The sequence below is a fragment of the Roseobacter cerffii genome, from assembly GCF_054226325.1.
The window spans coordinates 87,716-112,560 of the sequence record NZ_JBTBYJ010000002.1 but is presented as its reverse complement, the minus strand read 5'-3'; the positions used below and the strand labels follow the sequence as shown (position 1 = coordinate 112,560).

Annotated in this window: 26 protein-coding genes; 13 read left to right on the top strand and 13 right to left on the bottom strand. The window is 62.9% G+C overall.

The genetic code is table 11. The annotated features are described in order from the left end of the window. The 3 genes from ACVC7O_RS21550 to ACVC7O_RS21540 are packed head-to-tail and all read right to left on the bottom strand — an operon-like array spanning position 1 to position 3,364. Positions 1 to 1,608, bottom strand: coding sequence for an ABC transporter ATP-binding protein (locus tag ACVC7O_RS21550; RefSeq protein ID WP_458326174.1), 1,608 nt, complete (start codon positions 1,606 to 1,608; stop codon positions 1 to 3). Beyond that, positions 1,605 to 2,420, bottom strand: a complete 816-nt coding sequence (locus ACVC7O_RS21545; RefSeq protein WP_458326173.1) for an ABC transporter permease — start codon at positions 2,418 to 2,420, stop codon at positions 1,605 to 1,607. The genes ACVC7O_RS21550 and ACVC7O_RS21545 overlap by 4 nt, the downstream gene beginning before the upstream one ends. After that, entirely contained in the window at positions 2,417 to 3,364 is a 948-nt protein-coding gene (locus tag ACVC7O_RS21540) for an ABC transporter permease (RefSeq protein ID WP_458326263.1), read from the bottom strand. Before ACVC7O_RS21540 ends, ACVC7O_RS21545 begins: the two co-directional genes overlap by 4 nt. A 79-nt stretch (positions 3,365 to 3,443) precedes the next feature. On the opposite strand from ACVC7O_RS21540, the gene ACVC7O_RS21535 reads away from it, so the two are divergent. Beyond that, a complete protein-coding gene (locus tag ACVC7O_RS21535) occupies positions 3,444 to 4,589 on the top strand; it encodes an acetoin utilization protein AcuC (RefSeq protein WP_458326172.1) in 1,146 nt (381 codons plus the stop codon). 144 nt (positions 4,590 to 4,733) lie between these two features. Here the strand turns inward: ACVC7O_RS21535 and ACVC7O_RS21530 are convergent, their stop codons facing one another. After that, entirely contained in the window at positions 4,734 to 4,943 is a 210-nt protein-coding gene (locus tag ACVC7O_RS21530) for a hypothetical protein (protein ID WP_458326171.1), read from the bottom strand. 449 nt (positions 4,944 to 5,392) lie between these two features. Beyond that, entirely contained in the window at positions 5,393 to 6,844 is a 1,452-nt protein-coding gene (locus tag ACVC7O_RS21525; protein WP_458326262.1) for an ABC transporter substrate-binding protein, read from the bottom strand. A gap of 149 nt (positions 6,845 to 6,993) precedes the next feature. Between ACVC7O_RS21525 and panB the strand changes: the two genes are divergently transcribed. Together panB and panC are read left to right on the top strand one after the other, a co-directional pair. After that, positions 6,994 to 7,815 (top strand): 3-methyl-2-oxobutanoate hydroxymethyltransferase, encoded by an 822-nt coding sequence (gene panB / locus ACVC7O_RS21520; RefSeq protein ID WP_458326170.1) that lies wholly within the window; start codon positions 6,994 to 6,996, stop codon positions 7,813 to 7,815. Next, complete coding sequence (gene panC / locus ACVC7O_RS21515; protein ID WP_458326169.1) at positions 7,812 to 8,666, top strand: pantoate--beta-alanine ligase; 855 nt, start codon at positions 7,812 to 7,814, stop codon at positions 8,664 to 8,666. Before panB ends, panC begins: the two co-directional genes overlap by 4 nt. A gap of 139 nt (positions 8,667 to 8,805) precedes the next feature. Here panC and ACVC7O_RS21510 read toward each other — a convergent pair whose 3' ends face one another. The 5 genes from ACVC7O_RS21510 to ACVC7O_RS21490 all read right to left on the bottom strand — a co-directional run bounded on the left by ACVC7O_RS21510 (position 8,806) and on the right by ACVC7O_RS21490 (position 12,200). Further along, positions 8,806 to 8,952 carry a hypothetical protein gene (locus ACVC7O_RS21510; protein WP_458326268.1) on the bottom strand — a complete coding sequence of 49 codons (147 nt, stop codon included), beginning with the start codon at positions 8,950 to 8,952 and terminating at the stop codon, positions 8,806 to 8,808. 235 nt (positions 8,953 to 9,187) lie between these two features. Continuing rightward, the gene (locus ACVC7O_RS21505) at positions 9,188 to 9,361 is read right to left on the bottom strand and encodes a hypothetical protein (protein ID WP_458326267.1); all 174 of its coding nucleotides are present in this window, start codon (positions 9,359 to 9,361) and stop codon (positions 9,188 to 9,190) included. Positions 9,362 to 9,630: 269 nt separating this feature from the next. After that, positions 9,631 to 10,026: a hypothetical protein gene (locus tag ACVC7O_RS21500; RefSeq protein ID WP_458326168.1), complete on the bottom strand. Its 396-nt coding sequence runs from the start codon at positions 10,024 to 10,026 to the stop codon at positions 9,631 to 9,633. A gap of 178 nt (positions 10,027 to 10,204) precedes the next feature. After that, positions 10,205 to 10,819 (bottom strand): dimethylsulfonioproprionate lyase family protein, encoded by a 615-nt coding sequence (locus ACVC7O_RS21495; protein WP_458326167.1) that lies wholly within the window; start codon positions 10,817 to 10,819, stop codon positions 10,205 to 10,207. A 94-nt stretch (positions 10,820 to 10,913) separates the two neighbouring features. Then, positions 10,914 to 12,200, bottom strand: coding sequence for an acetylornithine deacetylase/succinyl-diaminopimelate desuccinylase family protein (locus ACVC7O_RS21490; protein WP_458326166.1), 1,287 nt, complete (start codon positions 12,198 to 12,200; stop codon positions 10,914 to 10,916). A gap of 195 nt (positions 12,201 to 12,395) precedes the next feature. Between ACVC7O_RS21490 and ACVC7O_RS21485 the strand changes: the two genes are divergently transcribed. The 5 genes from ACVC7O_RS21485 to ACVC7O_RS21465 all read left to right on the top strand — a co-directional run bounded on the left by ACVC7O_RS21485 (position 12,396) and on the right by ACVC7O_RS21465 (position 15,529). Next, entirely contained in the window at positions 12,396 to 13,223 is an 828-nt protein-coding gene (locus ACVC7O_RS21485; protein WP_458326165.1) for a formate/nitrite transporter family protein, read from the top strand. Between the two features lie 66 nt (positions 13,224 to 13,289). Beyond that, positions 13,290 to 13,478 carry a PLDc N-terminal domain-containing protein gene (locus tag ACVC7O_RS21480; RefSeq protein ID WP_458326164.1) on the top strand — a complete coding sequence of 63 codons (189 nt, stop codon included), beginning with the start codon at positions 13,290 to 13,292 and terminating at the stop codon, positions 13,476 to 13,478. 1 nt (position 13,479) lies between these two features. Continuing rightward, positions 13,480 to 14,385 (top strand): YihY/virulence factor BrkB family protein, encoded by a 906-nt coding sequence (locus tag ACVC7O_RS21475; RefSeq protein WP_458326163.1) that lies wholly within the window; start codon positions 13,480 to 13,482, stop codon positions 14,383 to 14,385. A 92-nt stretch (positions 14,386 to 14,477) separates the two neighbouring features. Then, a complete protein-coding gene (locus tag ACVC7O_RS21470; RefSeq protein ID WP_458326162.1) occupies positions 14,478 to 14,975 on the top strand; it encodes a Dps family protein in 498 nt (165 codons plus the stop codon). Between the two features lie 230 nt (positions 14,976 to 15,205). Then, complete coding sequence (locus tag ACVC7O_RS21465; protein ID WP_458326161.1) at positions 15,206 to 15,529, top strand: hypothetical protein; 324 nt, start codon at positions 15,206 to 15,208, stop codon at positions 15,527 to 15,529. 132 nt (positions 15,530 to 15,661) lie between these two features. On the opposite strand, the gene ACVC7O_RS21460 is transcribed toward ACVC7O_RS21465, so the two are convergent. Continuing rightward, positions 15,662 to 16,471 (bottom strand): response regulator, encoded by an 810-nt coding sequence (locus ACVC7O_RS21460; protein ID WP_458326160.1) that lies wholly within the window; start codon positions 16,469 to 16,471, stop codon positions 15,662 to 15,664. 49 nt (positions 16,472 to 16,520) lie between these two features. Here ACVC7O_RS21460 and ACVC7O_RS21455 point away from each other — a divergent pair, with 49 nt between their 5' ends. From ACVC7O_RS21455 to ACVC7O_RS21445, 3 genes are read left to right on the top strand one after another with little or no spacing between them, the layout of a single operon-like run. Continuing rightward, complete coding sequence (locus tag ACVC7O_RS21455; protein ID WP_458326159.1) at positions 16,521 to 16,736, top strand: NepR family anti-sigma factor; 216 nt, start codon at positions 16,521 to 16,523, stop codon at positions 16,734 to 16,736. Further along, positions 16,733 to 17,290: an RNA polymerase sigma factor gene (locus tag ACVC7O_RS21450; RefSeq protein ID WP_458326158.1), complete on the top strand. Its 558-nt coding sequence runs from the start codon at positions 16,733 to 16,735 to the stop codon at positions 17,288 to 17,290. The genes ACVC7O_RS21455 and ACVC7O_RS21450 overlap by 4 nt, the downstream gene beginning before the upstream one ends. Positions 17,291 to 17,292: 2 nt before the next feature. Then, positions 17,293 to 19,017 (top strand): histidine kinase dimerization/phosphoacceptor domain -containing protein, encoded by a 1,725-nt coding sequence (locus ACVC7O_RS21445; RefSeq protein WP_458326157.1) that lies wholly within the window; start codon positions 17,293 to 17,295, stop codon positions 19,015 to 19,017. Positions 19,018 to 19,354: 337 nt separating this feature from the next. Here the strand turns inward: ACVC7O_RS21445 and ACVC7O_RS21440 are convergent, their stop codons facing one another. Further along, complete coding sequence (locus ACVC7O_RS21440; RefSeq protein ID WP_458326156.1) at positions 19,355 to 19,921, bottom strand: cupin domain-containing protein; 567 nt, start codon at positions 19,919 to 19,921, stop codon at positions 19,355 to 19,357. A gap of 203 nt (positions 19,922 to 20,124) precedes the next feature. On the opposite strand from ACVC7O_RS21440, the gene gabT reads away from it, so the two are divergent. Next, the gene (gene gabT / locus ACVC7O_RS21435) at positions 20,125 to 21,531 is read left to right on the top strand and encodes a 4-aminobutyrate--2-oxoglutarate transaminase (protein WP_458326155.1); all 1,407 of its coding nucleotides are present in this window, start codon (positions 20,125 to 20,127) and stop codon (positions 21,529 to 21,531) included. A 49-nt stretch (positions 21,532 to 21,580) separates the two neighbouring features. Here gabT and ACVC7O_RS21430 read toward each other — a convergent pair whose 3' ends face one another. Next, positions 21,581 to 23,200, bottom strand: coding sequence for an FMN-binding glutamate synthase family protein (locus tag ACVC7O_RS21430; RefSeq protein WP_458326154.1), 1,620 nt, complete (start codon positions 23,198 to 23,200; stop codon positions 21,581 to 21,583). Between the two features lie 536 nt (positions 23,201 to 23,736). Between ACVC7O_RS21430 and ACVC7O_RS21425 the strand changes: the two genes are divergently transcribed. Further along, positions 23,737 to 24,795, top strand: a complete 1,059-nt coding sequence (locus ACVC7O_RS21425; protein ID WP_458326153.1) for a carbon-nitrogen hydrolase family protein — start codon at positions 23,737 to 23,739, stop codon at positions 24,793 to 24,795. Positions 24,796 to 24,845: the final 50 nt, after the last annotated feature.

The window sequence follows — 24,845 nt, the reverse complement described above, 5'->3', positions numbered from 1 at the left end:
TCAGATCGGGCCGACATCTTCGTGCTGCATCCTCAGATCGGGCAGCTTGGGTGCCGCCTCTAACAGCTTTGTGGTGTAAGGATGTTGAGGGTTCGTAAACACGGCCTCGGTTAACCCTTCTTCAACGATTTCGCCGGCTTGCATCACCATGACCCTGTCGGTCACGGAGCGCACCACGCTGAGGTCGTGGGAGATGAAGAGATAGCTGAGCGCATAGGCGCGACAGAGATCGGCGATGAGGTCGAGGATCTGGGCGCGGACGGAGACATCGAGGGCCGAGACGGCCTCGTCGAAGAGAATGAGGTCTGGCTGGATAATCAGCGCGCGGGCGATGGCGATACGCTGGCGCTGACCACCAGAGAATTCGTGGATGTAGCGGGTGGCGTCGTCGGGCCGCAGGCCAACGGCCGTGAGCGCCTCGGCGATGGCATCTTGGCGCGCAGACCCCTTCGGCGGATCGGGCAAGAGGTGAAACGGTTCGGTGATTAGGCGCGCGACGCGGTGGCGCGGATTGAAGCTGCCGAAGGGGTCCTGGAAGACGACTTGTATGCGCCGGCGCACCGCGAGGTTGGGTTTGCCGTGAGAAATGACCGGCGCGCCATCAAGCAGGATCCGCCCTTGCTGAGGCTGTTCTAGGCCCAGGATCGCGCGGGTGAGGGTGGATTTGCCACAGCCGCTTTCACCCACGAGGCCCAGCCGTTCGCCGCACATCAGCGTGAAGCTGACGCCCTTCACGGCCTCGAATTGGCCAGGGCTTGAGAACAGCTGCGTTCGCGGCAGGCGGTAGCTGCGATGCAGATTTTGGACTTCGAGCAGAGGTTCGGGCGGTGGCGGCGCGGGCAGATCGACCCGGTGCCCGGATGCGTCAAAGAGCATGCGTGTGTAGGGGTGCTGCATGCTGCGCAGCAGATGTTCCGTGGGGCCGGTTTCGACCACTTCGCCGTGGCGCATGACGGCGATGCGGTCGGCGATGTCTGCCACCACAGCCAGATCATGGGTGATCAGGATGAGCCCCATGCCGAAGTCCTGTACCAGCCCTTTCAGCAGGGTGAGGATCTGCGCCTGGGTTGTCACATCGAGCGCGGTCGTGGGTTCGTCGGCGATCAGCAGTTTGGGCCGCAGAGCAATGGCCATGGCGATCACCACACGCTGACGCTGGCCACCGGAGAGCTCATGCGGATAGCGGCTGAGGGGGAAGCGGTCGGGCGGCAGACCGACACGGGTGAGCATGTCACGGGCCTGTGCGTCCGCGTCAGCGGTTGGGTCATGCAGGCGGATGGTTTCGGCGACCTGTCGCCCGATGGTATGCACCGGGTTCAGCGCGGTCATCGGCTCCTGAAAGATCATGCCCATGTCATTGCCGCGCAGGTCGCAGAGGTCGGTTTCCGAGAGTTTGGTCAGGTCGGTGCCGCCCAAATGGATGCTGCCGGTGGTCTGTGCACCACGCGGCAGAAGCTGCATGATCGCCAGTGCGGTCATGGATTTGCCAGAGCCGCTTTCGCCGGTGATGGCGAGGATTTCGCCGGGCGCGACAGTCAGGCGCACGTCCTTGAGGATCGGGGTGCCGCTGATCTCTAGCGACATATGATCGATCTGCAGCAGGCTCATGCGCGCACCCGTTGCAGGCGCGGGTCTAGTGCGTCGCGTAGCCCGTCGCCCAGCAGGTTCAGGCCCATGACGATGCCGATGATGGCCACACCCGGCACGATGGCGAGATGCGGGGCGAGGGTGACCAGCGTTTGCGCGTCAGCCAGCATCCGTCCGAGGGATGGGGTCGGGGGCTGCACCCCGAGGCCTACGAAGCTGAGCGCGGCTTCGACCTGGATGCCGAGTGCGAACTGGATGGTGCCCTGCACGATCAGCAGGTTCAGCACGTTCGGCAAGATGTGTTCGACCGAGATATGCACGCGGGTCTTGCCCGCGACGCGGGCGGCGAGGATGAACTCTCGTTCCCAGAGCGGCAGGGCGCCGCCACGGGTGACGCGCGCGAAGACGGGGATGTTGAAGATGCCGAAGGCAACGATGGCGTTGGTGGCCGAGGGGCCGAAGACAGCGGTGATCAGGATCGCCATCACGAGCAGCGGGAAGGCGAAGACGATGTCATTGCCGCGCATGATGGCCTCGTCGAGCCAGCTGCCTTTGTGCATGGCGGCGGCGAGTCCAAGCGGCACGCCGAGGCTGAGCCCGATGGCCAGCGCGAGCAGGGCCACGCCCAGCGACGTGCGCGCGCCCACCATGACCATACTGAGGATATCGCGGCCAAGTTGATCGGTGCCGAGCAGGTGCGCCGCGCCTGGCGGTTGCAATTTGTTCGGGATGTCCAGGGTGGTGTGATCGTGCGGTGTCCAGATGAGGGACAGAAGTGCCATGCCAATCAGGAGGGCCGAGAGCAGAGCGCCGATGATCAGGGTGCGGTTCATGTGCGTGACCTGAGGCGCGGATCGACGGCGGCATAGGCGAGATCGACGAGGAAGTTGATCAGGATCACCGCGAAGACGACGAGCATGACGACGCTTTCCACAACGATCAGGTCGCGGGCGGAGATCGACTGGAAGATGAGCCGTCCGAGGCCGGGCAGGTAGAAGACCTGCTCGATGATGATGGTGCCTGCGAAGAGGAAGGAGAACTGCAGCCCGATGATGGTGAGCACCGGGATCATCGCGTTCCGGAGGCCGTGCCGCCAGAGGGTCTGGCGCGCGGTGAGGCCCTTGGCGCGGGCGGTGCGCATGAAGTCTTCGCCCAGCACGTCAAGCAGGGCCGAGCGCATGACGCGCGTGAGGATCGCCGCCTGCGGCAGGGCGAGCGCGATGGCGGGCAGGGTGAGGGACGTGAGGCCCGCGAGCAGCCCCTCGTCCCAGCCCGCAAAGCCGCCCGCAGGAAACCAGCGCAGCTGGATGGCGAAGACCAGCACCAGCATCATAGCGAACCAGAAATTCGGCAGGGCGACACCCAGCTGCGTGGCGCCCATGACGCCGAGATCCCCCGCTTGCCCGCGCCGGGACGCGGCGAAGATGCCAGCGGGAAAGGCGATCAGGATGGATAGGATCAGCGCATAGAGCGCCAGGGGCAGCGAGACTGCGATGCGGTCGGCCACCATTTCAGAGACCGGCGTGCGGTAGGTGTAGGAGGTGCCGAAGTCGCCCGTCAGCATGCCGCCGACCCAGTCGAGATATCGCTGCACCTTCGGTACGTCGAGGCCAAGCTCGGTGCGCAAGGCAGCCAGGGTTTCGGGTTGCGCATTGATGCCGAGCATGAAGGAGGCGGGGTCGCCCGGCGCCACTTCGATCACGGTGAAGATGATCAGCGACGCCACCGCGAGGCTGAGGACGAGCGAGGCCAGACGTTTGAGCACGTAGCGCAGCATTGCCCCCGACGTTAGGGGTAGGCCCGGCGCCGGTCCAGAGGGGTTGTAGGGCGCGCCGGCTGCGTTAGGTTTTGGGGTCATGACTGCTGCGCGTTTCATCGGGGCGGAGATTTTCCGCCATTCGAGCTATGGCCGCTGGCACCCGCTGCGGGTGCCGCGGGTGAGCACGGTGATGGACCTGTCGCGGGCGCTTGGCTGGTTGCCGAAGGACCAGTTCATCACCGCGCCACGGGCGAAACCGAAGGCGTTGGAGGCCTGGCATACATCTGATTATGTCGCCGCTTTACAACGGGTTGAGGCGGCACAGGCGGCGACAGCAGAGGACTTGAAGCGGCATGATCTGGGCTCGGTCACGAACCCGGTTTACCCCGAGATCTACCGCCGCCCGGCAACGGCCGCGGGGGGCTCGCTGCTGGCGGGTGAGCTGCTGCGAGAGGGGGGCGTGATCTACAACCCGCCGGGGGGAACGCACCATGGAATGCCGGATCGGGCGAACGGGTTTTGCTATCTCAATGACCCGGTGCTGGCGATGCTGAGCCTGCGGCGGAACGGCGTGCGGCGGATCGCTTACGTGGACATCGACGCGCATCATTGCGACGGCGTGGCGGTCGGGTTTCACGGCGATCCGGATTGTCTGATGATCTCGGTGCATGAGGAGCGGCTCTGGCCGCGCACGGGGGTGCTGGAGGATGATGCGGGCGGATCGGCGCTGAACCTGCCGGTGCCGCGCGGGTTGAATGATAGCGAGATGGCGTTCATCCGCGAGGCGCTGATCGTGCCGCAGGTCGCGGCGTTCCGGCCGGATGCAGTCGTGCTGCTCTGCGGGGCGGACGGGGTCGAAGAGGACCCGTTGGCGCATCTGTCGATGAGCAACAATGCGCATTGGGCGGTGGTGGCCGCGTTGATGGGAATGGCGCCCCGGCTGCTGGTGCTGGGCGGTGGCGGATACAATCCGTGGTCGGTCGGGCGGCTCTGGACCGGGGTCTGGGCGATGCTGAACGGACATGCGATCCCGGAGCGTCTGCCGGAGGCGGGGGAGGCGGTGCTGCGCGGCTTGCGGTGGGAGAACACGCGCCGAGGCAAGAGCCCGCCGGAGCATTGGTTCACGACCCTGCGGGACGCGCCGCGCGAAGGGCCGGTACGCGACGAGGTCAAGGACCGCGTGCGTGTCCTAACGCAACGGTCGGTGGGCCGATCGGGCCCACCACGGCGAATCGTAGGTTAACGTGGGAAAACTTGGGGGCCGACACGTCGGTATCACGTCGGTATTTTGTCGGTATCGCGTCGGTGGGGACGTCGGTCCGGACGGGGTTAACAGGGCGCGCGGCTGGCTTTGTGACCAAAGCGTAGCTGGTGCGCCCGGTCAGTCTCAGACAGGCATGTTGTCGAACATGTCCTCAAGCGCTTCGTCGCGCAGGTCGTTGTTTATCCGCTCCAGGCGGCGCGGCACGATCTGGCCGGAGGCTTTGAGGGTGGCGATCACACGGTCGAACTGTGGTTGCAACGCGATGCGCTCTTTCGCCGAGGCGTTCTCGATCAGGTGCTCCAGGTGGGACGCGCGCTGTTGTAGGTCAGTCAAGGCATACTCCTTTCGTCCAAAGAGGGTTGTCTTGCAGGATGCAGCAGCTTCGGATGTTCCCTTATCCGAATGTCTTAGTTGTACTCGGAAAAGTAGAAACTGCACAAGCAAATGCGTAAAAAATGGGCGCCACTTTGCGTTATGATAGCAGCTTAGGCAGCCTGTTTGTTTGACCTCGATCAATTGCTGCGAAGTACAAACGCTGGCGTATGGAAAATGCTGTTTCGCGGCGGAGGGCAGTGAGCCCTCCGGTCTCAATTCCGATGCCCAGTCTGGTGCCTCAGCGTGGGTGATTCGTCAGGTGGTCTGGCAAAGGGCCGTCGCCCGAACCGCTCGCACAGACCGTTGAGCCGCCGCGCCCGGCGCTTGTGCCGGGCAGCGCCCGACCTCCTTCGACAGGAGGGAGGGCGCTCCCTCTCTACCGGTTCTGCCCCTGCCGCGGCTGACCTCTACTCGGCCCAGCTTACGCCGGTGAGGTCCGTGGCCTGGGTCGGCGCATTGGCCCAGAGACCCTGCAGCTCGGCCTTGGCGACCGAGAGCTGCGCGAGCTGGAAGAGGTAGCCGTTGACGTAGTCATCCGCGATGATCTGCTGCGCCTCGCGCATCATCTCTGTGCGCGCGTCAGGGTCGGTCGTGCTGTTCAGCTTTGTGATCAGCGCCTGGAAGTCGGGGTTGTCGTACTGGAAGTAATAGTCCGGGTTGGCGTAGATGCCGATGTCCATGGGCTCGGTGTGGCTGACGATGGTCAGGCCGAAATCCTTGCCGCGGAAGACGCTCTCGAGCCATTGGGCCCATTCGACATTCGTAATCTTCGCGGTGATGCCGACCTCGGCCAACTGCGCCGCGATGATCTCGCCGCCGCGCCGGGCGTAGGAGGGTGGGGGCAGGTGCAGGGTGGTCTCGAACCCCTCCGCCAGCCCCGCTTCGGCCAGCAGAGCGCGGGCCTTCTCGGGGTCATAGGCGGACTGATCGGTCAGGTCCTTGTAGGCGGGGTTATGCGGCGCGAAGTGCGTGCCGATGGGCGTGCCATAGCCGAACATCGCGCCGTCGATGATTGCCTGCCGGTCGATCGCATGGGCGACAGCCTGGCGCACAAGCGGGTTGTCGAAGGGCGGCATCTTGTTGTTGGTCGAGAGGATCGTCTCGCCTTCAGTCGAGCCGACGAGGACCTGGAAGCGCGGATCAGCCTCGAACTGCGGCAGGTTCTCGGGCGCGGGGAAGGCGTAGAAATAGTCGACATCCTCGGCCATCACCGCGGCGAAGGCGGCGGTGGGGTCGGAGATGAATTTGAAAATCGCGGCTTCCAGAGCGGCGGGCTTGCCCCAGTAGTCTTCGTTGCGGGTAAGCTCGATGCGATCCGACTGGACCCACTCGACGAATTTGAAGGCGCCGGTGCCGATGGGCATCTGCTTGATGCCGTCGATGCTTTCAGGGGCCACGATCACCGCATCGCCCCAGGCGAGGTTGAAGAGCATATTGCCGTTAGGCTCGGACAGGGTGAGCTGCACGGTCAGCGGGTCGATCACCTCGACAGATGCGATGGCGGTGTAGAGCGCTTTCTGGGCGTTCGCACTGTCATCTGCCAGGATGCGGTCGAGCGAGAATTTCACATCCTCCGCGTCCATGGTGGTGCCATCGTGGAAGGTCACGCCGGAGCGGAGCGTGAAGGTGTAGGTGAGGCCGTCGTCGCTGATCTCCCAACTTTCGGCGAGACCCGGCACCACCGAGCCATCGGCCATGAAGCGCGTGAGCCCTTCGAAGACGTTGGAGTAGAGAACCGTGTCGATGGCGCCTGCGGCGGCCGAGGTCGGGTCGAGGTGTGGCGGCTCAAGCTGGACGGCAACGGTGATGTCGGTCTGCGCGTGGGCCTGCGCGGCGATCAGACAGGCGGCGGTGGTCATCATCAGGCGGTGGAACATGGTGGTCTCCCCGTGGGTGCGGTTGTGCGCCCAGCTTTCCCGCAAACGCGGCGTCGCGCAAGGGACAGGTGGATTGGGCGCGCGTGGCCTGCTATGCCGCGCGCCAAAGGATCCATGGAAAGGCAAGACCCATGAGCGCCACCGCCCGCAAGACCGCCCCGCTGCCCGATGATATTCGCGCCATGAAGGGGGGCACGCCGATTGTGAGCCTGACGGCCTATACGACGCCCATGGCGCAGATGATGGACGCCCAGTGCGATTTTGTGCTGGTGGGCGACAGTGTCGGCATGGTGCTGCATGGGTTGCCTTCGACGCTGGGCGTGACCATGGAGATGATGGTGATGCACGGGCAGGCGGTGGCACGGGGGTTGTCCTCGGCGATGATGGTGATCGACATGCCGTTCGGCAGTTACGAGGAAGGCCCCGCGCAGGCGTTTCGAAATGCGGCGCATCTGATGCGTGAGACGGGCGCGGGGGCGGTGAAGCTCGAAGGCGGCGTGGCGATGGGTGAGACGATTGCCTTTCTGGTGGCGCGCGGCATTCCGGTGATGGCGCATGTGGGTCTGACGCCGCAGTCTGTGAACACGCTGGGCGGATACATCGTGCAGGGGCGTGGCGAAGCGGGTGCGGCGCTGCTCGCCGATGCGCAGGCGGTCAGCGAGGCCGGAGCCTTTGCGGTGGTGCTGGAGAAGGTGCCGCAGGGGCTCGCTGATGGGATCACCGGGGCGGTGCCGATCCCGACAATTGGCATCGGGGCCTCGGCGGGCTGTGACGGGCAGATCCTCGTGGTCGATGACATGCTGGGGCTGTTCACGGCTTTCAAGGCGAAGTTCGTGAAGCGCTATGCCGAGCTTGGGGGCACCGGCGCGGCGGCGATTGCGACCTATGCCGAGGATGTGCGGGCGCGCCGCTTTCCGGGGCCGGAGCATGTGTTTGCGGACAAAGCACCATGACCGCGCCGATTGTCCGGACACTGGCGGAGCTGCGTGCAATGACGCGCGGCTGGCGGCGGGCGGGCGAGAGCATCGGCGTGGTGCCGACCATGGGCGCGCTTCATGACGGGCATCTGAGCCTGGTGGCGCGGGCCAAGGAGATGGCGGACCGCGTCATTGTGACGATCTTCGTGAACCCCAAGCAGTTCAACAACCCCGATGATCTGGCGAACTACCCGCGCACCGAGCATGAGGACGCGCGCAAGCTGGAACGCTTTGCCGTCGATGCGATCTATGTGCCGGATGGGGCGCAGATGTACCCGGAGGGCTTTGCGACGAACGTCAGCGTGGCCGGGCTGACGGATGTGCTGTGTGGCGCGCATCGGGCGGGGCATTTCGACGGGGTGGCGACGGTGGTCTCGAAGCTGTTTCTGCAGACGGCGGCGGATTTTGCCTTCTTCGGCGAGAAGGATTTTCAGCAGTTGCAGGTGGTGCGGCGCATGGCGCGCGATCTGGATATTTCGGTGGAGGTGGTCGGTTGCCCGACGATCCGCGAGATCGACGGGCTGGCGATGTCTTCGCGCAACTTGCTGCTGTCCGATCAGGCGCGGAGCCGGGCGGCGGTGCTGAACGAGGTGATGGAGGAGATGGCCGCGGAGCTGGGGCAGGGGGCAGCGATCACCGAGCTGCGCGGCGGAGCCGAAGCGCGGCTGGCGGCGGCGGGGTTCGGCGAGATCGATTATCTGGAGATGCGCACCCATGACACGCTGGCGCTCATCGAGCGCGCCCAAGCGCCCGCGCGGCTCTTCGCCGCCGTTTGGGTGGCGGGCGTGCGGCTGATCGATAATATCGAGGTGCCGGTCGCGCAGTAAGACCTTAACCGGGACTGGAGAGGCGACCTGTGCCGCCGTCCGCCCGGCCGACAGGCCGGGCAGCGCCCGACCCCGCTCGATGGGGGCGAGGGCGCTCCTTCCGCATTCGCATTATGGCACCAGTACTGTGTCCAAAGCGTCATGGGTCGAGCTTTGAGAGCCGAGCGCGGAACCAGTCTTCCAACGCGTCTTGCGACATATCACCGGTGACGACATCGACCACCACATCATCGATCCGATCGCCCGTGTGGATCGCCAGATCATAGCCGCTGTTGAGGCAGAGCACCTCGGTGGTCAGCCAAGCGGTGCGTTTGTTGGCGTCATTGAAGCCGTGAGAAGTGGCAAGGCCGTGCAGCAGGGCCGCCGCCTTGCAGTGGATTGGCAGGTGATAGCCATGATAGGGGCGTCCGATGGCGCCGAGGATGCTGTCGAGATTGCATATGCCCGGCAGCCCTCCGAAAGCTTCGAGCGACTGCTCATGCGCCTCCAGAACGTCCCCGAGCGTGACGCGATAGTGCCGTTTACCGATTGGCCAGCCGCTGCAGGGCGTCCCTGTTCTTGCGGATCGAGGAGCTGACCACCTTGGGCGTGGTCTTGCCCGAGGCGTGCACGGAGGTGTCTCCGCCGTCCTTGCGAACGGTGAAGGCGCCCTTCGGGGCGGTGCGGGCGACGGTGGCGGTGGTCTTCTTGGCCATGTCCTCGGGGTCCTTTCTCGCTTTAAAAATGCACCTACCGCGCTCATTTATCAAGGGATCGTAAACCAGTGATGACCTGCGAATTCGCATCTTTCTGTTCCAAATGCCCAGGATGCGGATGCGAGTGCCCTGTGATGGCCTCGATGGCGGAGGTCTGCTGCACTGTCGTGTCAGGCGATCTTGATCACAGGGTAGGCCAACTCTCAGTGGATATCTTAATCTTGGCGATACATCGACATCTTGCGTCATGACGCCCGAGGCGTGCCGCCTCACCGTGCGGTTTCGGCGAAGGGTTCTGCGACCACTTGGACGTCATCCTCGTAGACGACGTAACCGATGCGGCTTTCTTTCAGGACATCAATCGCCCAGCCGTAGCTGCCCAGGATGCCTTTGAGTTCAAATGCCTTGGCGATGTGATCAGTTGCGGACGGTTTGAACCAGCTTAGACCTTTGGTTTCCTTATGGTCGCGATCTTTCGAACTGCTACGCGAAAACCGCTCAGGGCGCTGGAGGTTGTCAGAAAACCACGCTCGCAACTCGTCGATCTGATCCACGACCAGAGTATCCGTCAGAGGGTTATTCGCCACCTCAGCGGCGGCTTGAAAAAAGCCTTCCCGCGCGCCCAATCCCTCGACACGCCTGGCATAGACAAAACGCAGATACATGCGCGCGAAGGTGGCTGAAAATTTTGTCCATATTGCGACCGGTCCGAAGCAGCGTTGCTCTTGTCGTCAGACCATTCACTCAAGGGATGTGCAAAGCTCGGGTTTCGAACCGACCTTTCGCTGCCGCAAGGTTGGACAATCAGGACGCGGGACCGATCCGTCCTCATACCGATTTCAGTCACGCAACCGAGAATGTTGACAGGTCGAGGTCACCGCTCCAGCGCCACGCGCCTAAGAAGGGATCGTTTGTCGTTCTTCGACCGTGGGGTACCCAGGCCGGGTGATGCACGAACTCTCCCGGCAGGCGCCTGACGTAGCCCGTATCGCCAACCACCCATTCCGCGACACCTGCCAATACGATGTACGTCTCCTCTCCGGAGTGGCTTGACACCGGGTAGTCTGTCCAGGCGTCTGAGATCAGCAATCCGACGCGCACGTCTTCAGCCGGTATGTGGCCGTCCGGGCCAAGAAGTTCTGTCGTGAATAGTCGACGAGATATCGTGTTATCCAATCCCTCGCCTTCCCAACACGTCCAGTCCAGTTGCGTGGCGCAGAGCATCACCTGATCGACCACGGGCAAAGCGCCGGGCAACCGGCTGATGGCCTCCAGAACCGACGATGGGTCCTGCTCTGAAGCAATGCGCCGGTACGTGCCAATGTTGGCGCTGCCAAGCGACCGCGACGCCAAGACACCTCCGGCGCGAGGTTCCTTGGAGAATGCAACGCTCAAGGAACGCAGCAAATCTCTGAATCGGATTTGATCTTCCATGCTTGTGGTTTCGGCCCGGTTCATTGCTGATTTGTCGAGCAGTTTGCCTTACCAAAGACGGTCTGCAAAGGCCTCTCGCTGGCTGATCGAAAACCGTTAAGCGCGCTGGCCAAAGCGTTCAGGTGCGCGGCAGCAGCAGGGTCTCCAGCGCGCGGCCCATGACCTTGGCGCTGTCGATCATGTCTTCGATGCCGACGTATTCGTCCGGTTTATGCGCCAGCTCGAGGATGCCGGGCCCGTAGGCGATGCAGTTCTTCAGCTTGCCGATGCGGTCGATGTGTTTCTGGTCGTAGGTGCCGGGGGAGGCGACGTATTCAGGGGGCTTGCCCATGACGTCCTCGATGGCCCGGGCCACCGTCTGCACCACCGGGGCATCGCGGTCGGTCATGGAGGGCAGGACGGAGTTGAGCTCGGTGATCTCATAGTCGAAATCGGCGCGGGTGGCTTTCAGGCCTTCCAGCAGGGCGGTGACCTCGGCGCGGACCTGCTCGAGCGGTTCTTCCAGCAGGAACCGACGGTCGATCACGATGCGGCAGCTGTCGGGGACGCAATGGGCGGGAAGGCCGGTGAAGTCCGGGTCCTGTTCCGCCTGGCCGCCGTGGATCGAATTGATGTTCATGGTGGACTGCCGCGCGCCGTCAGGGACGACGGGCATATCGGTGCGGCGCTGCGCCATGGCGGGAAAGAGCTTGTCTTCGAATTCATTGAGAACCGCGCCCATGTGGCGCACGGCGCAATCGCCCAGGAAGGGCATCGAGCCATGGGCGATCTCGCCCTTGGTCTCGATCTCGGCCCACCAGCCGCCGCGATGCCCAAGGCAGATGCGGTCCTTGTTGAGGGGCTCGGGGATGATCACGTGCTGCACGCGCTTGGGGTCGAAATAGCCCTGTTCGGCAAGATAGGCGACGCCGCCGTAGCCGCCGGATTCCTCATCTGCCGTGCCGGAGATTTCGATGGCGCCGTGATAGCCAGGGTGGGTCTCGATGAAGGCTTCGGCGGCAATGATCGAGGCGGCGAGCCCGCCTTTCATATCGCAGGCGCCCCGGCCGTAGATCTTGCCGTCGTGAATTTCGCCACCGAAAGGCTCGACCGTCCAACCGCGCCCCACCTCGACCACATCGGTGTGGCTGTTGAAATGCACGCAGTCGCCGGACTGTGCGCCGTCGTGACGGGCGATGATGTTCCAGCGCGGGAAGGTCTCGCTGTCTCCGGGGGTGCCGGTGGCGCGAATGAGATGCGTCGCAAAGCCGCGGCCGGTCAGGCGGCGGTCGAGGTAGTCGCAGATCTGGCGATAGTAGGCGCCCGGCGGGTTCAGCGTGGGGATGCGGATCAATTCCTGCGTCAGAACGATCAGATCATCACGTTTGGCGTCAATGGCTTGCGGAAGGGTGGGGCTGTGCAGCATGGGCTCAAGTTGTGCGCGGCGGCGGGGGGCTTGGCAAGGGGCGCGCATGCTGCGGAAGCGTATTTTTCGACAAGGGACCTGGGGCGTGCCATCCGCTTGATCACAGCAGTCGCGTAGAGATGGGGCGGAACCCAGACGGGCGCTGCGGGGTTGGGTGTCATACGACATTCAACAGCGGGCACCCCGGGGCACACGATGAAAGATAGCATGGCGAAAGATGAAGAGATGCAGGAAGAAGCGTCGGTTCAGGACGCAACCGGGCTTGCGCCCAAGCTGATCTATGAGGTCATTCGCCGCGAGGGCGATGAGGAGATGGCGCGGCCCAAGCGCTCGCTGATCTGGTCCGGGATTGCCGCGGGCGTGATGATCAGCCTGTCGGTGCTGGGCGAGGCGATCTTCCGCACCTATCTGCCGGAGGCGCCGCACAGCTATCTGATCGAGAACCTTGGGTACTCGCTTGGCTTTCTGGCGGTAATCCTGGGGCGGATGCAGCTCTTTACCGAGAATACGATCACCACGGTGCTGCCGGTCATGGTTGAGCGCACATGGTATAGTTTCGGCTGTATGCTGCGGCTGTGGGGCATCGTGCTGGCGGCGAATGTGGTGGGCGCCTTCGCGGTTGCTGCGCTCTTCGTGTTCACGCCCGCCCTGCCACCCGAGATCATGCCAGCGGTCATTGACCTGTCGCATCACGCAACGGGCATGGGCGCGCAGGCGTCATTCTGGCGGGGCATTCCGGCCGGTGTGATCGTGGCCCTCATCGTGTGGATGATGCCGCAGGCGGAAAGCGCCAAGTTCTTCCTGATCCTGCTTTTCACATGGCTGATCGCTGCGGGTGACTTCACCCATATCGTGGCGGGGTCGGTTGAAATGGCGGTGTTGGTCTGGATGGGCGATCTGGGGGCCGCGCAGGCCATTGGCGGGTTTTTCCTTCCAGTTCTGGCGGGCAACATCATCGGTGGCACGGCAATTTTCGCGCTGATGGCCTGGGGGCAGGTGCGGGATGAATTGCCCGCCTCCTGAGGTTTTTCGGAACCCTGCCGGCGGCGCGCGCGTTGGCTTTGCAAGCAAACATAGGAGAGATTGATCATGGAATATGCAGGAATTGGCGGTTTTATCGTACTGGTCCTGAACATCTGGGCGATTGTCTCGATCATCGGATCGAGCGCATCGACAGGGTCGAAAGTTCTTTGGACACTGCTGGTGCTCGTGCTACCTGTGGTTGGGTTCATCGTCTGGCTGATCGCCGGACCCCGTTCGTCGAGGGCCGCCATCTAACATGCCCCAGGGGCACCGTTTAAGTTTTGCGATAAGCCGCGCGTCGGTCTTCGCCGCCGGCAAGCAAATCGGCACCAACAACCTCAGCCTCATCGCGGCTGGGGTTGCTTTCTATTCCATGCTCTCGGTTTTCCCAGCACTAGCGGCGCTGATCGCGGTGCTGAGTCTGATCGCCGATCCGGTGGTGGTGATCACCCAAATGGAAGAGTACCGCGGGCTGATGCCCGATGCGGTTTACGACATTCTCAACAGACAAATCGTGGCGCTGGTGAGCGCAAGCTCCGGCACTTTGGGCTGGGCCGGGGCGGTGTCTCTGGGCGTGGCGCTCTGGTCGGCCCGCGCGGGCGTGGGGGCGATGATGCACGGGCTGAACGTGGTCTATGCGCGGGAGGGCCGGTCGAGCTTCAAGCATTACCTGCGGGCGCTGCTGCTGACGGCGAGTCTGCTGGGCGTGGGGGTCGTATCGGTGCTGACCATCGTGATCACGCCCATCCTGCTGGCTTTCTTTCCGCTGGGCCCGCTGGCCTCCTTCGCCCTTGAGCTGTTGCGGTGGATGATTGCCATTGTGGTGATCTTTGGCGGGATCGGGCTGCTCTATCGCTTTGGGCCGAACCGCAAGGGCATCAAGATCGGCTGGCTGACCCCTGGTGCTGTGATGGCGGGGACAAGCTGGGCGGTGATGTCCATCGTCTTTTCCTATTACGTGAAGCATTTCGGAAATTACAACGAAGTCTACGGCTCCATTGGTGCGGTGATCGCGATGCTGGTCTGGCTGTGGCTGAGCAGCTTCCTGGTGCTCCTGGGCGCGGCACTGAACGCCGAGATCGAAAAACGCCAGCCAAACCGGCCCGCCGAGTGGCAAGGGCCACCCGCGCCGGAAGAGGCGCCCCCGCAGGCGGCGGAGTAGCTGCGTCACCCGGTCACGGGGGTGGTCTTTCTTGGAACTGATTGCGCCCCCGCCTCGTTTCTTTCGTAACAGAAAACGAAAGGAGATCCCTGATGACAAGCGCATTGAATGTTGTCCCCGAAACGACAGAGATCAGCACCGGCGTGAAGGACGCCGCGGCGATGGCCACGGGGCTGGAGAGTGCCTTGGCGGACACCTACCGGCTGCTGTTCAAGACCCACGCGATCCACTGGAACGTGGAAGGGCCGCTGTTCTTCTCGGTGCACAATCTGACCGAAGAGCAGTACGAAAATCTCTTTGAAGCGGCCGATGAGCTGGCCGAGCGCATCCGGGCCCTGGGTCAGCTCGCCCCGGCAACGTTGTCGTCGATTGTGGCCAATTCGGTGGTGCAAGACGAGGAAACACCCGCCTCTGCTGGCGAGATGTGCGAAGACCTTGCCGCCGATCACGAGCGTGTGGCGCATCGGTTGCACGCGCTGATCAAGATTGCCGACGAGCACAGCGACCCGGTGACCGAAGACCTCGCCACCGAGCGTGCGGCCTTCCATGAGAAGGCTGCGTGGATGCTGCGTTCGATTGCGAAAAGCTGACCCCGCCGCACCCCAGGCACGGAGAAGCCCCGCCAATTTGGTGGGGCTTTTTCGTGGGTCCGTCGTATGGGGTCGGCTTTTCGGCGCTAGAGCGGCCGTTGCCGGGCGGATATCCGCCCGCTCTGCGGGGGCAGGACACGTTCAGGCAATGCGATTGCGCGCGCAGCTGTTAGGGTCAGGTAACATCGGTTGGACACCGGCATGCCGTTTGCGGAAGGAGAGAGGTTAGCATGAAGATCAGACTGTTGGCGATGGCTGTGGGCGCATCTCTTCTGGCATCGAGCGTGCAGGCCGAGATGATTGTTATCAATGGCAGGTACATCGTCGCGAAAGAGGCCGTGCGGGGGTACTTCTACCGCGAGAACACCCAAAAGACCGTCTTTGACGTGCGGTGGAGTGATTGGTCGACCCAGTACCGGTGCGAGGATACCTATGACCGCTCGCGGATCGAGGCGGCCTCGCTGAACCTTGTGTTGAAGATTGGAGAGGCGAGTTTTCTCGACTTTGAGGGTTTTCTGGAAAGCGAGGGGTTTGTCGGCTGCACGAAGTTTTGAGCGCCTGACGGATCTGTGCGGGCGGGCGCTGGCTGTCGGTTGGTTCCGATCATCGCGGATTTACTCGACCGATGAACGTCAAAAGCCGCGCCAGTTCAGCGCGGCTTTTTCTAGTTAGAGTAGGTGGTTGTGTCAGGCTTTTAACGTTTCGGTTGAAGAGAAGAACATCGCCTGGCTGACCGCCGAGATCACCTGATCCTCGGTGTAGGGCTTGGAGATCAGGAAAGCGGGCTCGTGCTTTTCGCCGGTCAGCAGACGTTCGGGAAATGCGGTGATGAAGATCACCGGGCGCTCGCCGAGATTGGCCATCAGATCGTTGACCGCATCTATGCCAGACGAATTGTCGGCCAGCTGAATGTCGGCGAGGATCAGATCGGGCACATCTGCCGCGCCGAGCTTGACTGCCTCTTCGCGGGTGCGGGCGACGCCGGTGACGCGGTGGCCCATGTCGGAGACGATGCTCTCGATGTCCATGGCGATGATGGCCTCGTCCTCGATGATCATCACCGAGCCGGAGACCGCATCGGCCATCTCGCGCCGCGCGATGCTCACGAGCGCCTCGGCTTCGGACTGGTCGATGCCGATGATCGTGGCCACGTCGGAAAAACCGAAGCCCTCGACACTGTGCAAGAGCAGCGCTTCGCGGCTGTTGGCGGTGAGCCGGGCGAGATGCTTCTGCGCCCGCGCCTGCAGGCCGCTTTCATCATCTTCCACCGGGGCACCGGCGCTGGACCAGATCCGGTAGAGCACACGGAAGACGCCGGTTTTCACCGTGACCCCGTCCAGCACGGAGCGGTCGGCGAGAATGGCCTCGAGGGCGGCGGCGGCAAAGCGGTCTCCGCTGCTCTGGCTGCCTGTCATCGCGCGGGCGAACCGGCGCAGATAAGGCAGAACATGTCCCAGTTCATCGCTGATGTCCGGGGAGACAGAGGCATCCGACATATGAAATCTTCCTTTTTTCACTTTTTCTTGGAACCAAACTCGTATTTGTGTGTTTGGTTCCGACGCAGGTGGGATTATTTTAATCGTCTCGGGAATGATCGGCAGTATGGCTCAAACAGGTGCAAACAGAAAACGCGAAAGCGTGATCGATGAGAATTTGAAGCGTGTTTACGAGGAAACGCTCGATGAGGGTATCCCTGATCGCTTCAAGGATCTGCTCGATGCGTTGAAACAGCAGGACCAGTCTAAGGGGGCTGCAAAGTGAGCGCGCAGGATCCCCGTGACGCGCTGGTCGAGCATCTGCCTGCGATGCGCGCCTTTGCCATCAGCCTGACCCGGAATTCCGCAACTGCGGACGACATGGTGCAGGACACGCTGGTCAAGGCCTGGACCAATATCGACAAGTTCGAGGCGGGCACGAACATGCGCGCCTGGCTCTTCACCATCCTGCGCAACACCTATTACTCGTCGCGCCGCAAGGCCAAGCGCGAAGTCGCGGATGTGGATGGCACCCATACCGAGGGGTTGGCCGAGAAGCCCGCGCATGACGGGCGGTTGCAGATGACCGACTTCCGCGAGGCCTTTGCCCAGCTGAGCGATGAACAGCGCGAGGCGCTGTTGCTGGTGGGCGCATCGGGCTTTTCCTATGAGGAAGCCGCTGACATGTGCGGCGTGGCTGTCGGCACGATCAAGAGCCGCACGAACCGCGCGCGCCAGCGTCTGGCGGAGCTTATGCAGATCAACGACGACGAGTCGCTCGAGCTGACCGATGATGCGACCATGTCGGTGCTGACGGCGGCGAAGGTGGCGTCCTTCTAGCGATGACGGGCGGGTTTCTGGACGGAGATGTCTTCCGGGGGCTCGCCTTCCGGATCCTTGTTTTCCTGTCGCTGGCGCTGTTGCCCTTTGGCCTGATTGCGGTGGTTCAGACCCGCGAGATTGCGCGGCAGGCGGAGGCCAATGCCGAGCTGTCGCTGCTCGGGCTGACCGAGCTGGCCTCGGGTGCGGAGCGCAGTTTCATCCAGGAGGCCTTCGGGGCCGGGGAGGCGCTCAGCTCCATCGTGCGGCTCTTTGGCGAGGAGCAGGAGGCCTGCGTCTCCTTCCTGCGCACCTACCAGGAAAGCTCCGAGATTTATTCGGTTGTGGGCTTCATCCCGACCGATGGCGTGATGACCTGCTCTTCGGCGGGCGGGTCCTATGATTTCAGTGCTTACGCGGATTTCGACACCGTGCTGGCGACGCAGGAGCGGACGGTGATCCTCAGCCGCACCGGCCCGATCAGCCGCGACCCGGTTCTGGCGATGTTGCAGCCGGTGATGGTGCAGGGTGAATTTGCCGGGTTCATGCTTCTTTCGGTGCCCATCACCTCCTTACGTGACCGGCCCGATCCGCCGAGCGATATGGTCCCGAGCGACCTGGTGACCTTCAACGCGCTTGGCGATGTGCTGACCTCTGACCGTCCGCGGCTTGTCACCGAGGCGGACCTGCCGCTGAACCGCAGCCTGAAGACGCTGATCGGCGAGCGCACGGCGGTCTTTGAAGAGGTGAACACGAAGGGCGAGGACCGGGTCTATGCGCTGGTGCCGATCGTGCCCGATGTGGTCTATTCGATGAGCATCTGGCGGCGGGACGAGGTGCTGGCCAGTGCCGGGCCGACCGGCACGCTCAGCATCTTCCTGCCAGTGGTCATGTGGCTGGCGAGCCTCGTCGTGGCGTTCTGGGCGATCAACCGCCTCGCCATCCGCTATATCCGCAAGCTGGGACGGCAGATGCGTCTCTTTGCCTATAACAGAGCGATGCCCCGCACGGCGATGGGCCCAGAGGTGCCGCGCGAATTCGTCCAGATCCAGACCGCGTTCATGGGTATGGCGGAATCGATCCTGCGTGATGAAGCCTCTCTGGAGGACTCGCTGCGCGAAAAGAACATCCTGCTGAAAGAGGTGCACCACCGGGTCAAGAACAACCTTCAGCTCATCTCGTCGATCATGAACATGCAGATCCGGCGTGCGCCAACCGAGGAGTCGCAGCGCGTGTTGCGCCGCCTGCAGGAACGTATTCTCAGCCTCGCGACCGTGCACAAGAACCTCTATCAGAATGACGGGCTTGAACGGGTGAACGCGGGGGAGCTGGTCGAAGAGATCATCGGCCAGCTTCTGGTCGTGGGGCTGCCGCCTGGCTCGGCCGTGAAGGTGACGCAGAGCTATGACCCGGTGCAGCTGGACACGGATGACGCCGCGCCGCTGACGCTGCTGGTCTCCGAGGCGGTGACGAATGCGATGAAATACATCGGCAATGCCACGGCGGCCAACCCCGCGACCCTTGATATCGCGCTCAAGCAAGGAGATGCCGAAACCGCCACCTTCACGATCTCGAACACGGTGGGCGAGGCCTCGGAGGCGGAAGGCACGGGGCTGGGCACCCAGCTGATCAACGCCTTCTCAACCCAGCTGAATGCAGAGGTCACGACGGTGGAAGAGAACGGCGTACATACGCTGACGCTGAGCTTCCCGGTGCCGCACCGGGTCAAGCTTGTCCAAGACTATTAAATTTTTTCGGATAGATCGTGGAACAAAGCCTGCGCATCTCGCGTTTTGGCTCGGAACACTGAAGAAAGGAACCCGACATGTCGACTGACCTGTTTGTTTTCGGGCTTTCCATTCTGACTGTGGTAGCGCTGATTGTTCTTGTTTTGACAAGTGAGGGCAAAGGCGGACGTGGTGATGACAAAGACTAGAGTATCCGTCATCGCCTGACCATTGTTGGTCGCTTGGGTGGGTGCACAGCGCCTTACATGACCCCAATAGGACTGTCCGAGGCGGGCAGATGGAATCCGAAGAGACAACCGAAGCCCCGACCGTGATACGCGGTCGGGGTTTTCACGTCTCAGAAGCTTGGCGGCGTGCAGGCGCTGATGATCTCACAGTCTTCATGGCCGGTGTTGCGGAAGCGATGCGGCAGGCGGCTGTTGAAGAGATAGCCGTCACCGGGGCCCAGCACGCGCACCTCGTCATCCACCGTGATCTCGACCTCGCCGCGGATCACCACGCCCGCTTCTTCCGCCTCGTGGCTGAGCATGCCGGGGCCGGTATCCGCGCCCGGAGCATAGCGTTCATGCAGCAATTGCAGCGCGTGGTCCTGCGCATTGCCAAGCTGGCGCAGCGACAAAAGCCGGGCCTGCGGGCCTTCGAGGTTGGGCGGTGCGATTTCGGTAAACTCCTGTGCGCTGTAGAAATATTTGCTCTGCGCGGGGTCTTCCAGGGTGGCGAAAAACTCGGCCATGGAGATCTGAATCGCATCGAGCAGGCTTTTCAGCGAGGCCACCGAGGGGCTGGTCTTGTTCTGCTCAATCAGAGAAATCGTGCCGTTTGTCAGCCCCGCGCGTGTGGCAAGTTCCCGCTGGGACAGCCCGCGATTTTTGCGGATTGCGCGCAGCCTGTGTCCGATATCCAAGGGGGGTATTCCTCGCTGGTGCTGTGACGTCTTGGTTTTGCTTGGTTTTTTAAACAGCAACTGCCGCCGTCGCTCAATGATTTTCTTGGCGGGCACTGGTGCCGCGTAAAATTGACGGCACAATGATGATTGACAACAAAATTAAACGACGTATCGATATTTTAAACACAAGTTCGTTCACCTCACAGCGAAGGATTCTGCCAATGGCCACCACCGTGAAATCGCCCGACGCCAAGCCCGCCACGCGCAAGCCCCGTAAGCCGCGCGCCAAGAAAGCGCCGAAGATCGAGGTGGTCGCCTCGACCCCGGAGGCGCAGAGCAATGCGGCCCTGCTGGCTCGGCGCGAGGCCGCGGTGCCGCGCGGGGTGGCTTCGGCTGCGGCTGTCTTTGCAGATCGGGCCGAGAATGCGGAACTGTGGGACGTCGAAGGCAATCGCTACATCGACTTTGCGGGTGGCATCGCGGTGCTGAACACCGGCCACCGTCATCCGGAGGTCATCGCGGCGGCGAAAGCACAGGAAGATCGCTTCACGCATACCTCGTTCCAGGTGGTGCCTTACGAGCCCTATGTGGCTTTGGCCGAGAAGCTGAACGCACTGGCGCCGGGGGATTTTGCGAAGAAGTCCCTGCTCGTGACCACCGGAGCCGAAGCGGTGGAGAACGCGATCAAGATCGCGCGGGCGGCAACGGGGCGGCCGGGGGTGATTGCCTTTACCGGCGGCTATCACGGGCGCACGCTGCTGACGCTGGGCATGACCGGTAAGATCAGCCCGTACAAGAAGGACGTGGGCCCGTTCCCGGCGGATATCTTCCGCGCGCCCTTCCCGTCGGTCCGCGATGGCATCACGGTCGAGGATGCGCTGACCGGGTTGCAGAACCTTTTTCTGACCGACGCGCAGCCGGACCGGGTGGCGGCGATCATCATCGAGCCGGTGCTGGGCGAGGGCGGGTACATCCCTGTGCCCTTCGAGATGATGCAGGCCCTGCGCGCGATCTGTGATGAGCACGGTATTCTGCTGATCGCGGATGAGATTCAGGCGGGGTTTGCGCGCACCGGAAAATGGTTTGCCGTCGAGCATTCCGGCGTGGTGCCAGACCTGATCACCGTGGCAAAATCCATGGCGGGCGGCTATCCGCTGGCCGGGGTGATCGGGCATGCCGATATCATGGACGCGATGGACCCGGGCGGTCTGGGCGGCACATACGGCGGCAACCCGGTGGCCTGTGCCGCGGCGCTGGCGGCGATCGATGCGATCGAGCAGGAAGGGCTGCTGGCGCGGTCGTTTGAGCTGGGCGAGACCTTCCGGGCACGGTTTGCCGAGATTGGCGCGCGGGTGGCACCCTACCGGATGTGGGACATCCGGGGCTTGGGCGCGATGCTGGCGGTGGAGTTTGTGAGCGATTTCGACAGCGCTACCCCGGATGCCGCGCTGGTCAAATCCATCTGCGCCCATGCACTGAAGCGCGGGTTGATCCTGCTGGGCTGCGGGATGCACGGCAATGCGCTGCGGATCATGGTGCCGCTGACTGCTTCGGATGAGATCATCGCGGAAGGCATGGCGATCTTTGAAGCAGCGCTGGCGGATGCGGTGGCCGAACAGGCGGCCTGATCTTCCATGGAGACGTAAAGGGGCGCCCACAGCGGCGCCCTTTTTCATGTCAGCAGGGTGGGGGCGCGAAGCTGGCGGCACTCGCCCGCGCCCAGCGTTTGCGATAATCCGCACCGACGTCGGACTGGTTGTCGAAGAGAAAGCCCATGGGCAGATAGGGGTAGGCGTCGCTGCCCTCGGCCATTTCCTTGTCGCCTAAGCGCACCATCAGGTGTTGCGGCATGAAATCGCCCGGGTGTTTGAGACCCGCCGCGCCCGTCATTTCACCCAGAGCTTTCAGCGTGTTGTCATGGAACCGCGCGACGCGCTCGGATTTCGAGCCTACGTCCAGCGCGCGCTGGCGGATCGGATCTTGGGTGGCGACGCCGACGGGGCAATGATTGGTATGGCAGGCCTGCGCTTGGATGCAGCCGATGGCGAACATGAACCCCCGAGCAGAGTTGCACCAATCCGCGCCCAGAGCCAAGGCGCGTGCGATGTCGAAGGCGGAGATGATCTTGCCCGCCGCCCCAATGCGCACCTGATCGCGCAGGCCCGCGCCGCGCAGGGTATTGTGCACGAACGTGAGCCCTTCGGTCAGCGGCATGCCGATGTGGTTGGAGAATTCCACGGGCGCCGCCCCGGTTCCGCCTTCGGTGCCATCGACGACGATAAAATCAGGGGTGATTCCGGTCTCCAGCATCGCCTTGACCATGCACATGAACTCGCGCCGGTGGCCGATGCAGAGTTTGAAGCCGACAGGCTTGCCGCCGGAGAGATCGCGCAGCTGGCCGATGAACTGCATCATCTCGATGGGGGTGGAGAACGCCGAATGCGCGGCGGGTGACACGCAATCCTCACCCATGGGAATGCCGCGCGCCTCGGCGATTTCGGGGCTGATCTTGGAGGCGGGCAGCATGCCCCCGTGGCCGGGCTTGGCGCCCTGGCTGAGCTTCAGCTCGATCATCTTGATCTGGTCGAGGCTGGCGGTGTCGCGGAACTTTTCGGGATCGAATGTGCCATCGGGCGCGCGGCAGCCGAAATACCCCGAGGCCACCTGATAAATCAGATCGCCGCCCCCCGCCTTGTGATAGCGGCTGACCGAGCCTTCGCCCGTGTCATGGGCAAAACCGCCGAGTTTCGCACCGGTGTTCAGCGCCTGGATCGCATTCGCGGAGAGAGAGCCGAAGCTCATCGCCGAGATGTTGTAGAGCGAGGCGTCATAGGGCTGTGTGCAGGCGTCGCCGCCGATCTTCACGCGGAAATCGCAGTCTTCGATCTCGACCGGTGCGACGGAATGCGTGACCCAGGAATAGCCCGCGTCATAGACCCGCTGGCGCGTGCCGAAGGGGCGCTTGTCTTCCTGACCCTTGGCGCGCTGGTAGACCAGGCTGCGGGCGTCGCGGGAGAACGGCTCCTCATCCTGATCGGACTCGATGAGATACTGGCGGATTTCGGGCCGGATGCCTTCGAAGAGGAACCGCATGTGCCCCAGCACCGGGTAATTGCGCAGGATCGAGTGATGCGGCTGGCGTACATCGTGCAGGCCGAGCAGCGACAGGAAGATAAACGCCGCGGCCGGGATCAGCATCCACCAGGTCCATATGGCTGCGGTGATCAGGCAAAGGAAACTGGCCGCCACAACCCCGGCAAAGGTGGTGTAGCGCATCATCGACGAGAGATCTGGCATGCTTCGGTCCTGCTCTGGCTGCAGCGAAAATGGGCGCGCGCCCCGGCTGGTTGGTTCACGATAAATTAAACATCTGAAAATGATGAGTCATTGTGCAGATTTGCGCAAGGATTTCTGTATCACCCTTTTGCGACGGCGCCTTTGGCCATGATGCTTGATCAGCGGCGCAAAGCTTCGTACGCTTTAACCCAGTCGGCTGCGCGTATGATCAAAAAGTCGAATCCCGCGACACGACGGGGTGGCGCAGACCGCAGAAAGAAACGGGGGACCTGTTGCCAACGTGCTTGCCCATGGATGCGCCCCTGCGCTTTCCCAGTCAGCGACCTGCGGGGAGAGGTCATGGGTTTGTTTAAAATAATAGTCAGCATAGCTGTCTCGGCGCCTGCTCCATGGGCAAAGCGCCAGTTCCCCAACGTTCCTTTTACTCCACATGCGTATCAGTGGTTCCAACCTGCGCCCGATGGGCGTAAGGCAACGCGGTGCGAAGCCATTCGCGGGCCAAACCGGCCCCCTTCGCCGCGACGGAGTGTTTTGTTATGACCCCATTCGCCATTGCCGGCGTGCAGATGTATGTGAACGCGTTGCATTCCAACGTGGAAGGGATGATCCACCGGTTGGACGTGCTGATGGCGCGCTTCCCCTGGACGCAGATGGTGCTGTTTTCCGAGCTGGCGCCTTATGGCCCGCTCGATAAATTCGCTCAGCCGCCGCAGAACGAGGCGCTCGAGACCTTTTGCGAGGCCGCGCGCAAACATCGCGTTTGGCTGATCCCGGGCTCGATGTTCCTGCGCGACCCGGAGACGGGGCTGGTATTCAACACCGCCGTGGTGATCAACCCCGAGGGGGAGATCATCAAACGCTATGCCAAGATGTTCCCGTTCCGGCCCTATGAGACGGGGATTGCGGCGGGCACGGAGTTCTGTGTGTTCGACGTGCCCGAGGTGGGCCGCTTTGGGCTGTCGATTTGCTATGACATCTGGTTCCCCGAGACCACGCGCCAATTGACTGCACAAGGCGTGGAAGTGTTGCTGCACCCGGTGCTGACCGGCACCACCGACCGCGATGCAGAGCTCGCCATTGCGCGCGCGACGGCGGCGCAATTCCAGTGTTATGTCTTTGATGTCAATGGCTTGGGTGCAGGCGGGGTGGGGCGCAGCCTTGTGGTCGATCCGTCGGCGCATGTGCTGCACCAGTCGGCGGGGCAAGAGGATATGTTCCCCATCGAGATCGACCTCAACATGGTGCGCCGTCAGCGCGAGACGGGCATGAAGGGGCTGGGCCAGGTGCTAAAAAGCTTCCGCGACCGATCCGTCGATTTCTCCGTATATGACCGTGACAGCGGAACCGATGCCTATCTGAAGACGTTGGGCCCACTGGAAATACCGCAACAGGGGACGCGCGCGGGACTTCACGTGGATGTGCCAGCTCAGAAAGTGCAGGAGACGCCAGCCTTCAAGGGCATGGCGATCGACACGTTGTCCGGTGCCGTGGCCGCGCACCCGGCATCCCATACCGACAAAGCCGCAGCGACCGAAGTGGCGCCAAAACCCCTGACCGAAGGTACGGGGGAAAACGAAAAACAATCTAGCGGGTAGATCGCCGGAGTAAGGCGGGCCTGGCCCGCGCAGCATCGGTGGTTGTCCCG